The organism is Lysobacter xanthus (genome assembly GCF_047159895.1).
In genome coordinates, this window is the sequence record NZ_BAAGAB020000005.1 from 15,647 (window position 1) to 28,944 (window position 13,298).

General features: G+C 71.3%; 11 protein-coding genes. 6 read left to right on the forward strand and 5 right to left on the reverse strand.

Going from position 1 to position 13,298, the window contains the following annotated elements; all coding sequences use genetic code 11:
- Window positions 1-71: 71 nt before the first annotated feature.
- Genes ACY35P_RS03110 through ACY35P_RS03130 form a run of 5 tightly spaced genes read left to right on the forward strand, consistent with a single transcriptional unit; the run spans window position 72 to window position 4,331 of the window.
- Window positions 72-749 (forward strand): YIP1 family protein, encoded by a 678-nt coding sequence (locus ACY35P_RS03110; RefSeq protein ID WP_462114364.1) that lies wholly within the window; start codon window positions 72-74, stop codon window positions 747-749.
- 10 nt (window positions 750-759) lie between these two features.
- Complete coding sequence (locus ACY35P_RS03115) at window positions 760-2,010, forward strand: efflux RND transporter periplasmic adaptor subunit (protein WP_462114365.1); 1,251 nt, start codon at window positions 760-762, stop codon at window positions 2,008-2,010.
- Window positions 2,007-2,705, forward strand: a complete 699-nt coding sequence (locus ACY35P_RS03120; RefSeq protein WP_462114366.1) for an ABC transporter ATP-binding protein — start codon at window positions 2,007-2,009, stop codon at window positions 2,703-2,705. The genes ACY35P_RS03115 and ACY35P_RS03120 overlap by 4 nt, the downstream gene beginning before the upstream one ends.
- Window positions 2,705-3,925, forward strand: coding sequence for an ABC transporter permease (locus ACY35P_RS03125; RefSeq protein ID WP_462114367.1), 1,221 nt, complete (start codon window positions 2,705-2,707; stop codon window positions 3,923-3,925). The genes ACY35P_RS03120 and ACY35P_RS03125 overlap by 1 nt, the downstream gene beginning before the upstream one ends.
- 55 nt (window positions 3,926-3,980) lie before the next feature.
- On the forward strand, window positions 3,981-4,331 hold the full coding sequence (locus ACY35P_RS03130) for a hypothetical protein (protein WP_462114368.1): 351 nt from the start codon (window positions 3,981-3,983) through the stop codon (window positions 4,329-4,331).
- A 16-nt stretch (window positions 4,332-4,347) separates the two neighbouring features.
- On the opposite strand, the gene ACY35P_RS03135 is transcribed toward ACY35P_RS03130, so the two are convergent.
- From ACY35P_RS03135 to ACY35P_RS03150, 4 genes are all read right to left on the reverse strand, one after another.
- Window positions 4,348-7,428: an efflux RND transporter permease subunit gene (locus ACY35P_RS03135; protein WP_462114369.1), complete on the reverse strand. Its 3,081-nt coding sequence runs from the start codon at window positions 7,426-7,428 to the stop codon at window positions 4,348-4,350.
- Window positions 7,425-8,540: an efflux RND transporter periplasmic adaptor subunit gene (locus ACY35P_RS03140; RefSeq protein ID WP_462114370.1), complete on the reverse strand. Its 1,116-nt coding sequence runs from the start codon at window positions 8,538-8,540 to the stop codon at window positions 7,425-7,427. The genes ACY35P_RS03135 and ACY35P_RS03140 overlap by 4 nt, the downstream gene beginning before the upstream one ends.
- A gap of 82 nt (window positions 8,541-8,622) precedes the next feature.
- Entirely contained in the window at window positions 8,623-9,027 is a 405-nt protein-coding gene (locus ACY35P_RS03145; protein ID WP_462114371.1) for a VOC family protein, read from the reverse strand.
- A 3-nt stretch (window positions 9,028-9,030) separates the two neighbouring features.
- Complete coding sequence (locus ACY35P_RS03150) at window positions 9,031-9,828, reverse strand: TatD family hydrolase (protein ID WP_462114372.1); 798 nt, start codon at window positions 9,826-9,828, stop codon at window positions 9,031-9,033.
- Window positions 9,829-9,875: 47 nt separating this feature from the next.
- Between ACY35P_RS03150 and hrpB the strand changes: the two genes are divergently transcribed.
- The gene (gene hrpB / locus ACY35P_RS03155) at window positions 9,876-12,380 is read left to right on the forward strand and encodes an ATP-dependent helicase HrpB (RefSeq protein WP_462114373.1); all 2,505 of its coding nucleotides are present in this window, start codon (window positions 9,876-9,878) and stop codon (window positions 12,378-12,380) included.
- Between the two features lie 187 nt (window positions 12,381-12,567).
- On the opposite strand, the gene ACY35P_RS03160 is transcribed toward hrpB, so the two are convergent.
- Window positions 12,568-13,239 carry a Fe2+-dependent dioxygenase gene (locus ACY35P_RS03160; RefSeq protein WP_462114374.1) on the reverse strand — a complete coding sequence of 224 codons (672 nt, stop codon included), beginning with the start codon at window positions 13,237-13,239 and terminating at the stop codon, window positions 12,568-12,570.
- Window positions 13,240-13,298 lie beyond the last annotated feature (59 nt).

Sequence of the window (13,298 nt, forward strand, 5' to 3'; positions counted from 1 at the left end):
GACCTCCGGCCCATGCGGCGGCGACGGCGCAGGTCCAGAGTCGCCGCCACTACGTCCGGGGAGGGACAGGGATGACCAAGCTCGTCGATATTTTCCTGCAGCCGTCGAAGGTGTTCGCCGCCGAGCGCGAGCGCCCGACCTACCTGCTTCCGTGGATGGTGCTCGTCGCGTTCACCGTCGCCTTCACCCTCGCCTACTTCCTGCGCGTGGATCCGGGCTGGTACGCCGACCACATGTTCGACGCGTCGGGCGCGCAGATGACCGCGAAGGAAGCCGCGCAGGCCAGGGCGATGATGCCCGGCGCGCGTTCGATGGCCCTGTTCGGCACGGCCGGCACCGTCGTCAGCCTCGCGATCATGTTCGCGATCACCGGCCTGTACTTCTGGCTGGCGTCCAAGCTGACCGGTCGCGGCCTCACCTACCGCCACGGCCTGTCGCTGGCGACCTGGGGCGCGATGCCCGCCGCGCTCGGCGCGATCATCGCGCTGGTCGGCGCGCTCACCATGTCGCCGCAGACAGGCATGGAGTCGCTGATGCTGACCCACGTCGATCCGCTCATCGTGCAGCTGCCGAACGACGCGCGCTGGAACAAGCTCGCGCAGAACGCCGACCTGCTCTCGCTGTGGACCATCTTCCTCGGCGCGCTGGGCTGGCGCACGTTCACCCGCAGCGGCTGGGGCCAGGCGATCCTCGTCTCGGTGCTGCCGCTCGCGATCATCTACGGCGTGATGGCGCTGATCGCGCGCTGAGTCCGAGCCCATGACCCCGAATACGAAGAAGTGGCTGGCCGGTGGGCTGGTCGTGGCGGTGCTCGTGCTGCCGTTCGCGCTGCGCGGACTGCATGGCGAAGGCGGCACCGACGTGCAGGTGCAGCCGGCCGCCGCGCGCGCGGTGCGCCCGACCATCCTCGCCTCCGGCACGCTCGCCTACGGCACCGAGGTCAACCTGACCGCGGAAGTTGTCGCGAAGGTCGCGCGCATCCTGGTCGCCGAGGGCGACACGGTGCAGCAGGGCCAGCTGCTGATGACGCTCGATCCGAAGAGCTACCGCAATGCGATCGACCGCGAGTCCGCCGGCCGCCGCCAGGGACAGATCTCGATCGAGCGCCAGCGCGCGACGCTGCGGCTGCGCGAGGCGCAGTACGCGCGCAGCCAGAAGCTCGCGGCGCAGCAGATGATCGATCGCAACCGGTTGGAAGAGGACCGCCTCGCGCTCGAACAGGCGCGCGCCGAGCTCGCCACCAGCACCGAGTCCCTGCGCCGCGCGCAGGCCGTGCTCGGCGACGCCTACGAGCAGCTCGGCAAGACCGAGATCCGTGCGCCGATCGCCGGCCGCATCGTCGACCTGCCGATCAAGGTCGGCGAGACCGCGATTCCGTCCACCAACGCGCTGGCCGGCGCGAAACTGATGAAGATCGCCGACGTCTCGGGCCTCATCGCCGAGCTCAAGGTCGACGAGGCCGACATCGGCCAGGTCTCGATCGGCCAGGCCGTCGACGTCTATCCCGCCTCGTATCCGGACACCGCGCTGCACGGCCGCGTCGGCAAGATCGCGCTCGCGCCGACCATCGAGGGCCAGGCCCGCGCCTACAAGGTGACGGTGACGCTCGACGCGCCGGGCGACCTCAACCTGCGCTCGGGCATGAGCGCGCGCGCCGACGTCTACCTCGGCGACGGCCGGCCGCAGCTCGCGGTGCCGGTCGAGGCCGTGGTCGAGGACACCGACGAGGCCGCGCTTGCCGACGACGACGACGCGCCCAAGCGCGAAGCCGCGAAGGCGACCGAAGCGAAGCTGCACGTCTGGGTGGAGCGCGACGGACGCGCGCGCAAGGTGGCGGTCAAGACCGGCGTCTCCGACGACCGCTGGCAGGCCATCACGGGTGGGCTCAAGGCCGGCGACCGCGTGATCGTCGGGCCGGCCAAGACGCTGCGCCGCCTGCACGAAGGCGACAAGGTCGCGGTCAAGACCGCGAAGGAACTCGAGGCGGCGAAGGACGAGGACGCGAAGTGATCGAGCTCGCGGGCATCGTGAAGCGCTACACGATGGGCGAGGAGGTGGTGCAGGCGCTTCGCGGCGTCGACCTGTCCATCGGCCGCAACGAGTACGTCGCGCTGACCGGGCCTTCGGGCTCCGGCAAGTCGACGCTGATGAACCTGATCGGCTGCCTCGATTCGCCGACCGAAGGCCGCTACGTGCTCAACGGGCGCGACGTCGCCGGCATGGACGACGACGAGCTCGCGCACGTGCGCAATCGCGAGATCGGCTTCGTGTTCCAGAGCTTCCACCTGCTGCCTCGGCAGACCGTGCTCAACAACGTGATGCAGCCGCTGGTCTACCGCGGCCTGGCGCGCGCCGAGCGCGTGCGTCGCGCCACCGAGGCGCTGGAGAAGGTGGGCCTGGGCAATCGCCTCGACCACCGTCCCAACCAGCTCTCCGGCGGCCAGCGCCAACGCGTCGCGGTGGCGCGTGCGCTGGTGGGCGAGCCGTCGTTGCTGCTCGCCGACGAGCCGACCGGCAACCTCGACTCGCAGACCTCCGCCGAGATCATGGCGCTGTTCGACGCGCTGCATGCGCAGGGGCAAACGGTCGTCGTCGTTACCCATGAGCCCGACATCGCCGCGCACTGCCACCGCGTGCTGCGCGTTTTCGACGGCCGCATCGTCGAGGACGTGCGCCAGTCGCCCAAGACCCGGGCGGTGCACTGATGCAGGCCTTCCTCGAAGCGCTGCGCGCCGCGCTGTCCAGCCTGTCCGCCCACCGGCTGCGCAGCTTCCTGACCACGCTCGGCATCCTGATCGGCACGGCAAGCGTGATCGCGGTGGTTTCGCTCATCCAGGGCTTCTCCGACTCGATCCGCGCGCAGTTCGCCGACATCGGCGGCAGCACGCTGAGCGTCGAGGCAGATAACGACCGAGACGACTTCGCGGCCGGGAAACTCAACACGCTCACCGCGCAGGACGTCGAGGCGCTGCGGCGCCGGGTCGCCGGCATCGGTGAAGTCGCGCCCACGCTCGGCGTGCCCGCCGGGCAGGCCAGCTGGCGCGGTCGCAGCAGCCAGCCGCAGGTGGTCGGCACCACGAGCGAGTTCCAGCAGGTGCGCGCGCGCTTCCCGCAGGTGGGTCGCTTCTTGGTCCCCGCCGACGACGCCGGGCGACGCCACGTCGCGGTGATCGGCAGCAAGGTGCGCGACGAGCTGCACCTGCCGAACAATCCCGTCGGGCAGTACATCAAGCTCGGCGGGAACTGGTTCAAGGTCGTGGGCATGATGGAGCCCAAGGGCGAGGTCTTCGGCTTCAGCCAGGACAACTACATCGTGATTCCGTTCGACGTCGCGCGCGCGATGAGCGGGAATTCCAACCAGCCGATGATCGGCGTCTCGTTCACCGTCCAGCGCATCGACGAGGTCGACACCGTGCGCGAGCGCGCGCGCCGTGCATTGCGCGCCAGCCGCGGGCTCAAGCCCGGGACCGAGGACGACTTCAAGATCGAGGCGGCCAGTTCGATCAAGGACCAGCTCGAGAAGATCACCGGCATGGCGACCGCCGTGCTCGGCGGGATCGTCGGCATCTCGCTGCTGGTCGGCGGCATTGGCATCATGAACATCATGCTGGTGTCGGTGACTGAGCGGACGCGCGAGATCGGCATCCTCAAGGCGCTCGGCGCGACGCGTCGCGACATCCTCGTCCAGTTCCTGCTCGAAGCCGCGCTGCTCGCGCTGCTGGGCGGCGTCGTCGGCATCGTGCTCGGCTACGGCGCGGGCGCGGGCATCGCGATGCTCATCCCCAACTTCCCGCCGGCCAGCGTGCCGCTGTGGGTGGTGCTGGTCGCCGCCGGGTTCTCGGCGATGGTGGGCGTGATCTTCGGCCTGATGCCGGCGTCGAAGGCGGCGGGCCTGGATCCGATCGAGGCGTTGCGCTACGAGTGATGGCCGCTCACGGGTCGCCGGCTAGACTCCGGCGCCCGCGTGCCGGATGTCCCTCATGCCCCGACTGCCCGTCGTCCTCGTCCTGCTCGCCGTCGCCGCGCTCGCGTCCGCGGCACCCCGACCGTCACCGCCCGCACTCGGCGCGCCGCAGGTGATCGCGGCCAGCGCCTCCGGCGCAGTAGTGGTCGCGACCTGCGGACGCGGCAGCGCGGAGCTGCATCGGCGCAACGCACAAACCGCCGCGCGGCAGATGCTGCAGGCGCGGCGCATGCTGCCGAAGGATTTCGACGCCCGCTTCGCCGCCGCCTATGCCCGCGATGCGCGGCAGGCGAAGGCGATGTCGCCGGCGCAGCGCAAGGCGATGTGCGCGCGGCTCGAAGCGCAGGGCATGCGCTTCCAGCGCTGACGCGGCATCGCGGCCCTTAGGCCGCCGGCGCCCGGGCGTCGCCAGGCTTCGACCGCCGCAGCCTGCGGCGCAGCCAGCCGCCGAGGTCGTCGACCACCGTGTACGCCGCGGGGATCACGACCAGGCTCAACGCCGTCGACGTGATCAGCCCGCCGATCACCGCCACCGCCATCGGACGACGAAAGCTCGAATCGCCCGACAGGCCGAGCGCGATCGGCAGCATGCCGGCGCCCATCGCGAGCGTGGTCATGATCACCGGGCGCGCGCGCTTGCGGCAGGCGTCGACCAGCGCATCGTGCTGGCTCATGCCCTGCCCGTCCTCCGCCATCACCGCGTAGTCGACCAGCAGGATCGAGTTCTTGGTCGCGATGCCGATCAGCATCAGCAGGCCGATCAGCGCCGGCAGCGAAAGCATGTTGTTCGTGATCAGCAGCGCGCCGAACGCACCGCCCGCGCACAGCGGCACCGCGGTGAGGATGGTCACCGGCTGCAGCGCATGGTTGAACAGCAGCAGCAGCACCATGTAGATGCAGACGATGCCGGCCAGCATCGCCACGACGAAGCCGGTGAACAGCTCGACGAAGACCTCGGCGTCGCCGGTGTTGATGAAGCTCAGGCCCGGCGGCGGCTTCTTCACCGTCGGCAGCTGCTGCACTTCCTTCATGACGTCGCCGAGCGGCCGGCCGTTGAGCTCGGCGGTGAACGTGACGTTGCGCTGGCGCTCGTAGCGCGAGATCACCGACGGTCCGCTGCCGAGCGCGATGTCGGCGACCGCGGCGAGCGGCACCGGCCCGGCCTTGCCGGGCACGCGCAGCTGGCCGATCAGCGCGGGATCGCGCAGCGCGCTCTGGGCGAAGCCCACGCGGATCGGGATCTGCCGGTCGGGCAGGTTGAGCTTGGCCAGGCGCTGGGTGTAGTCGCCGCTGGTCGCGATGCGCGCGGCATCCGCGATGTCGGCGGTGGAGACGCCGAGGTCGGCGGCGCGCTGCGGATCCGGGCGGATCTGGATCTCCGGGCGCAGCAGCGAGGCCGACGAGCTGATGCTGCCGAGCCCACGGATGCCGTGCAGTTCGCGTTCGAGCGCCACGGCGCTGTCCTGAAGCAGCTGCGCATCGTCGCCGGCGAGCACCAGCATCAGGTTCTCGCCCGGCTCGTTGGAGATGTACGACAGGCGCACGCCCGGCAGGTCGGCGAGCTTCGCGCGCACTTCGCGCTCGAGCGTCTTCTGGTCGCGGTAGCGCGAGCGCGCCTCGCCCCAGTCGAGCACCAGCGTCGCCTTGCGCGGCTCGCCCACGCCGGTCTTGCCCGGATCGCCGACGTCGAGCACCGAGCCCACCGTCGCGTAGACCTGCTTGAGCTCGGGGATCGAGCGCAGCTTCGCGCGCGCCTGCTCGGCCAGGCGCACGGTCTCCTCGAGCCGCGTGCCGGGCGGCAGCTCCAGGCTGAGGTTGCTGCGGCCGACGTCGGTGAACGGGATGAAGGTGGTCGGGATCAGCGGCACCAGCGCGAGCGAGCCGACGAAGAACAGCGTGGCGGCGCCGAGGGTGATCCACCGATGTCGCAGCGCCGAGTCCACGAAGCCGAGATAGCGCCGCATGATCGGCCCTTCCTTCTCCTCCGGATGGTTCCCGCGCAGCTGGTAGGCCGCGATCATCGGTGTCAGCAGGCGTGCGACCAGCAGCGAGAACAGCACCGCGGTCGCCGCCGTCCAGCCGAACTCGCGGAAGAACTTGCCGGCGATGCCCGGCATGAACGCCACCGGCACGAAGACGGCGGCGAGCGTCATCGAGGTGGCGATCACCGCGATGCCGATCTCGTCGGCGGCTTCGCGAGCGGCCTCCAGCGGCGCCTTGCCCATGCGCAGGTGGCGCACGATGTTCTCGATCTCGACGATCGCGTCGTCGACCAGGATGCCGACGACCACGCTCAGCGCGAGCAGCGTGATCATGTTCAGCGAAAAGCCGAACCAGTGCATGACCGCGAAGGTCGGGATGATCGACAGCGGCAGCGCGACCGCGGAGATCCAGGTCGCGCGCCAGTCGCGCAGGAACAGCCAGACGACCGCGAGCGCGAGCAGCGCGCCTTCGACGAGCATCTCCATCGACGAGTGGTACGACCGTTCGGTCTCGCCGACCGTCGACGTCACCTGCTTGAAGCGCATGCCGGGGTTCTGCTTCTGCAGCGTGGCGAGCGCGGCCTCCACGCCGTCGGCGACCTCGAGTTCGCTCGACCCGCGCGTGCGCGAGATCGAGAACGCGACGACCGGCTTGCCGTCCAGCAGCGCCACCTGCGTCGGATCGGCGCTCGCATCGGTGATGCGCGCGAGCGTGGCGAGCCGCACGCCGCGGCCGTCGGGCAGGGCGATCGCGAAGTCCTCGAGCTGGCGCGCGTCCGACACCGTCGCGATCGTGCGCAGCACCTGCTGGCCGGTGCCCTGCTCCGCACGGCCGCTCGGCCGCTCCACCTGCGTGCGCAGCAGCTGCTGGTTCACCGCACCGGCGGTGATGCCGTAGGCCTGCAGCGCATCGGGATCGAGGTCGATGCGCACCATGCGCTCGACGCCGCCCTGCCGCGACACCTGCGCCACGCCGGGCACGCCGAACAGCGTGCGCGTCACGTCGCGGTCGACGAACCAGCTCAGTTCGTCCACGCCCATGCGATCCGACGCGACGGCGTACGTCATCAGCGCACCGCCGATGGTGACCTTGGTGACCAGCGGTTCCTGGATGTCCTGCGGCAGGTCGGCGCGGATGCGGCTCACCGCGGCGCGCGTATCGTCGAGCGCACCGGACAGGTCGGCCTCGAGCTTGAATTCGATCGCGGTGGTGCTCACGCCCTCGGTGACGGTGGAGGTGACCCGCTTGACGCCGTCGAGCGTGGCGACCTGGTCCTCGACCTTGCGCGTGACTTCGGTCTCCAGCTGGCTCGGCGAAGCGCCGGGCTGGCTGATCGTCACCACCACCATCGGGAAGCTGATGTCGGGAAAGCGCGCGACGGGCAGCTTCCAGAAGCCCCACAGGCCGGCGACGCACAGCACGAAGAAGATCATCAGCGCCGGCAACGGCCGGCGGATGGCCCAGGCCGAGACGTTGATCATGGGGCGGTGCCCGCGGCGGCGGCCTCGCCGGCGACGATGCGCACGCGGTCGCCGTCGCCCAGGAAGCCGGCGCCGCGGTCGACCACCCGCGCACCCGGCGCCAGGCCGTCGAGGATCTCGACGCGGCCGCCGGTCTCGGTGCCGGTGCGCACCCGCACGCGGTGCGCGATGCCCTTGTCGTCGACGTTGAAGACGTAGGGATTGCCGTCGCGCTGCACCACCGCGGTGGCCGGCACCACGAGTGCGCGGGCTTCGCCGACGAGGATGCGGCCGGGGAGATAAGCGCCCGTACGAAGGCCGTCGGGCTCGGGCAGGTCGGCATACACCGTGCCGGTGCGCGTGGACGCATCCACGCCCGGGGCCACCGCGCGCACCTCGCCTTCCGCATCGCGCCCGTCCGGGGCGCGCACCACGACGGGGTCGCCGACGTTCACCGCCGCCAACTCGGCGTCGGCGAGCTCGGCCCGCCATTCCAGCCGGCCGTCGCGGATCAGGCGGATGAGTTCGGTGCCGCCGGCCACGATCTGCCCCGGCTGCACGCTGCGCTTGCTGACGATGCCGTCGTCCGGCGCGCGCAGCTCGGCATAGCTGCGGCGCAGGCGCGCGGCATCGAGCGAGGCGCGGGCGGTGGCGACGCGCGCGTTCGCCTGGTCGCGCGCGGCCCGAAGTTCGTCGACCTGCCCGGCCGAGATGTACTTCTCGCGCAGCAGCGGCTCGGCGCGACGCAGGTTGGCCGACGCGAGGTTCGCCGCGGCCTGTGCCTCGCGATGCGCGGCTTCCGCCTGCTGCAGTTCGCTCTGCAGCGTGCGCGCGTCGAGCTCCAGCAGCACCTGCCCGCGGCGCACGAAGTCGCCGACGTCGACGTACAGTCCGGTGACGCGCTGGCCGGTGAGCTCGACGCCGAGCTGCATTTCCTCGCGTGCGGCCACCGGCCCGGAGACGCGGATCTCGCGCGGGATGTCCTGCACCCGCGCCTCGACGACGGTCACCGCCATCGCCGCGCTCGCCTCGGCCGCGGGTCCGGCGGCCGGCGCGTCCTCGGTCTTCCTGCCGCAGGCGGCGAGGGTGAGCAGCAGCAGTGCGATCCCGGTGGAGCGTCGGAGCATCGTCATCGGTCGAACCGTCAGGGGCGTGGGTCGCCCGGTAGCCGACAAGGATACGGGCCGGTATGTCGACGCCCCAGTGCCGCGCGAGTCAGGCCGCGGGCACCGTGTATTCGATGAGGTCCCACAGGTTGCCGTAGAGGTCGCGGAATACCGCGACGGTGCCGTAGGGCTGGCGCACCGGCGGCCGCACGAACTCGACGCCTGCGTCGACGTAGCGCCGGTAGTCGCGATCGAAATCGTCGGTCTGCAGGAAGAACGCGACGCGCCCGCCCGCCTGGTCGCCGACGAATGACGCCTGTCCGGGCGTCGACGCCCGCGCGAGCAGCAGCGACGCGCCGTTCGAGCCGGGCGGCGCGACCACCACCCAGCGCTTGTCCTGCTCCGGCCGGACGGTGTCCTCGACCAGCGTGAAGCCCAGCCGGCCGACATAGAAGGCGATCGCATCGTCGTAGTCGTGCACGAGCAGCGTCACGTGGGCGATCGACTGCCGCATCGCTCAGCCCGCGCCCGGCAGGCGGAAGAATGCGCGCGCCGTCGCGGTCGTCGCCGCGGCCACCGCCTCCACCGTTTCGCCGCGATCGCGCGCGAGCTCCGCGACGATGTGCGGCAGGAAGGCCGGCTCGTTGCGGCGGTCCTTCGGCATCGGCTTGAGCGTGCGCGGCAGCAGGTAGGGCGCGTCCGTCTCGACCATCAGCCGGTTGGGCGGCAGGTGCGGCACGATCTCGCGCAGGTGCTGGCCGCGGCGCTCGTCGCAGAGCCAGCCGGTGATGCCGATGTGCCAGTCGCGGTCGAGGTAGGCGAAGGCTTCTTCGCGCGTGCCGGTGAAGCAGTGCACCACCGCGGCGCCGATCCGGCCCTCGAAGTTCTTCATGATCGCGACGAAGTCGTCGTGCGCGTCGCGCTGGTGCAGGAACAGCGGCTTGCCGGTGTCCACGGCCACCTGCAGCTGCATCTCGAAGGCGCGCCGCTGCGCCGGGCGCGGCGAGAAGTCGCGGAAGTAGTCGAGCCCGCATTCGCCGACGGCGACGACCTCGTCGTGCGCGAGCAGCGCGCGCATCTCCGCATCGCATTCCGCGGTGTATTCCACGGCGTGGTGGGGATGCACGCCCGCCGTCGAGAACAGCACGCCCGGATGCGCCTGCGCGAGTTGAAGCGCCTTGGGCGAATGCTCGCGGCTCGCGCCGGTGACCACCATCTGCGTCACGCCCGCTGCGCGTGCGCGCTGCAGCACGTCGTCGCGATCGCGGTCGAAGGTGTCGTGGGTGAGGTTGGCGCCGATGTCGATGAGATCCATGCCCTCATTTTAGCGGGGCACGCAGAACGCGCCGGTAGAATCGGCCGGTGACGACGTTTCCCATCGATCCGCTGCTGCCCCGCATCCGCGCGTCGCTCGCCGCGCATCCGCGCCTCGTGCTCGAAGCGCCACCGGGCGCGGGCAAGACCACGCGTGTGCCGCCCGCGCTGCTCGATGCGCCGTGGCTCGAAGGCCGAAGGATCCTGATGCTGGAGCCGCGCCGGGTGGCCGCGCGCGCGGCCGCCACGTTCATGGCGCGCGAGCGCGGCGAGGACGTCGGCCGGACGGTCGGCTACCGCATCCGCTTCGAGAACCGCGTTTCGGCGGAAACGCGCATCGAGGTGGTCACCGAAGGCATCCTCACGCGGATGATCCAGGACGATCCGATGCTCGACGGCATCGGCGCGATCGTCTTCGACGAGTTCCACGAGCGGCACATGGCCGCCGACCTCGGCCTCGCGCTCGCGCTCGACGTGCAGGCGCAGCTGCGCGAGGACCTGCGCCTCGTCGTGATGTCAGCGACGCTCGACGGCGAACGGCTCGCGACCTTCCTCGACGCGCCGCGGCTGTCGAGCGAAGGCCGGGCGTATCCGGTGGATGTCGCGCATTTCCCCGCGCGTCGCGACGAGAAGGGCGAGCACCAGGTGCGTCGCGCGATCGAGCACGCGCTCGCCGCGCATCCCGGCGACGTGCTCGTCTTCCTGCCCGGACAGCGCGAGATCGCGCGCGTGCAGCAGATCGTCGAGCACGTCGATGCCGACGTACTCGCGCTGCATGGCGAGCTGCCGGTCGAACAGCAGTCGCGCGTGCTGCAGCCGTCCGTCGACGGCCGCCGCCGCGTCGTGCTCGCGACCAACGTGGCGGAATCGAGCGTCACCCTCCCCGGCGTGCGCGTGGTCGTCGATACCGGCCTCGCGCGCGAGCCCCGCTTCGATCCGGTGAGCGGCTTCTCGCGGCTCGACGTCGTGCCGATCGCACAGGCGTCCGCGGACCAGCGCGCCGGCCGCGCCGGCCGCGTCGCTGAAGGCTGGGCCTATCGCCTGTGGCCGCAGTCGCAGCGGCTCGAGCCGCAGCGAAGGCCGGAGATCGCGCAGGTCGACCTGTCGTCGCTCGCGCTCGAACTCGCGCTGTGGGGCGGCAGCGACCTGCGCTTTCCCGATGCGCCACCCACCGGTGCACTCAACGCGGCGCGCGACCTGCTGCAGCGCCTCGGCGCGCTCGACGGCACCGCGGTCACGCCGTTGGGCCGGCGCATGCTCGCGCTCGGCACGCATCCGCGTTTGGCGGCGATGCTGCTCGCGCCGGCTGATCCGCGCGAACAGGCGCTGGCCTGCGACCTCGCCGCGCTCGTGGAGGCGCGCGATCCGCTGCGCGCCGCGCCCGGCCGACCGCGCAGCGATGCGCTCGCCGATCGCTGGCAGGCGCTCGCCGCGTTCCGCAGCGGCCGCGTCGGGGCGGACGCGTCGCGCAGTGCGTTGGCGCAGGTCGACCAGGCCGCGAAGCAATGGCGACGCCGCCTGCACCTCGATGCCGCGCCACCCGCGCACGCATCGCCGCATGCGCTCGGCGACGTGCTGCTGCACGCGTTTCCGGATCGCATCGCGCGACGGCACCCCACCGACATGCTGCGCTACCAGCTCGCCACCGGCCGCACCGTGCGCCTGTTCGACGAGTCGCTGCTGCGCGGCGAACCGTGGCTGGTCGTCAACGAGCTCCGCGACGAGATGCGCGATGCCCGCATCCTGCAGGCCGCACCGCTCGACGAGTCGCGGCTGGAACGCGAATTCCCGGCGCGCTTCAGCACCGAGGATCGGGTGGTCTGGGACGCGGACGCACGCGCGATCGCCGCGGTGCGCGAGCGCCGCTTCGACCGCATCGTGCTGGAGACGCGGCCGCTGCCGCGCCCCGATCCGTCGCGCTATGCCGACGCGCTCGTCGACGCCGTACGCCAGCTCGGCCTCGAAGCGCTGCCGTGGACCGAATCGCTGCGCCAGTGGCGCGAACGCGTGCGCGGGCTGCGCCACTGGATGCCGGAGTTCGCCGACACGCTGCCCGATCTGTCGGACGACGCCTTGCTCGCCACGCTGGACACCTGGCTCAAGCCGGCGCTGTCGGGCAAGACGCGGCTGGATGCGCTGGACGAGCCGGCGCTGGGCGAGGCGATGAAGTCGGGCGTCGACTGGTCGACGCGGCAACGCATCGACGCGCTCGCCCCGGTGCGCATCGCCGTGCCGTCCGGGCTCGAGCGTGCCATCGCCTACGCCACCGACAGCGACGGCAAGCCGCAGCCGCCCGTGCTCGCGGTGAAACTGCAGGAACTGTTCGGCCTCGCCGACACGCCGCGCATCGCCGACGGCCGCGTGCCACTCACGCTGCACCTGCTCTCGCCCGCAGGCCGACCGTTGCAGGTCACGCAGGACCTTCGCGGCTTCTGGGAACGCACGTACCCGGAAGTGAAGAAGGAGATGAAGGGGCGGTATCCGAAGCATCCTTGGCCCGACGATCCGTGGACCGCAAAGGCGACGCACCGGGCAAAGCCCCGCGGCACGTAGTCACGGGCCCGCGGCGGCGGTGGGAAACCTATCGCTGGCCGCTGTTGTACGCGGCGCGGCCGGACGATCCGTGGACCGCAAAGCGACGCACCGGGCGAGGCCTCGCGACACGTTAGTCATCGGCCTGCGGCGGCGGTGGCAAACCTATCGCCTGGCGCTGTTGTGCGCGGCGCGGTGTGACGCGACCTCAGGTGTCGGCCCACATCCGGAACAGGTTCGTCCGCACCGCGGCCAGCAGCACGTCGATGCGCGCGGCGTCGGCGGGGTCGTTGCGCGCGATGAGCGCGCGCGCGTCCTCGACCTGCACCAGAACTTCGCGACGCGCGGCATCGGCCACCCAGCTCTGCAGCCAGGTGATCGCCGCCACGCGCACGCCGCGCGTGACCGGTGCGACCTGGTGGATGGTCGTCGACGGGTAGACCAGCGCGCTGCCGGCCGGCAGCTTGTAGGCGAGTTCCTGCGCGCCGAGCTGCATGGTCAGCTCGCCGCCGTCGTAGTCGACCGGGTCGCTGAGGAAGACGGTGCAGGAGATGTCGCTGCGCATCGGCGGCGTCGAGGGGAACAGCGCCTCGTCGACGTGCCAGCCGTACGTCATGCCGGGCTCGTAGCGCACGACCGTGGTGCGCGCCATCTGCTTGGGCAGCATCCAGCGGCGTGCATCGGGATGCCGCGCGAGCGCGTCGCGCACGAGCTGCGCGATGCGTTCGTTCGCCGCGTCGCCCTGCGGTGCCTGCAGGTTGCGCTTCACGCCCGACTCCGGATTCGTCATGCGCCCGTCCGCGAGGCCCACCTGCGGCAGCCACTGGCGCACCCGTGCGAGCTCGTCGCCGGACAGCACGTGGTCGAGGATGTGGATCATGCGGACGGCTCCGGAGTGGCCCGCCATCTTCGGCATTCAGCCGGCAGCGGGCAATCGCT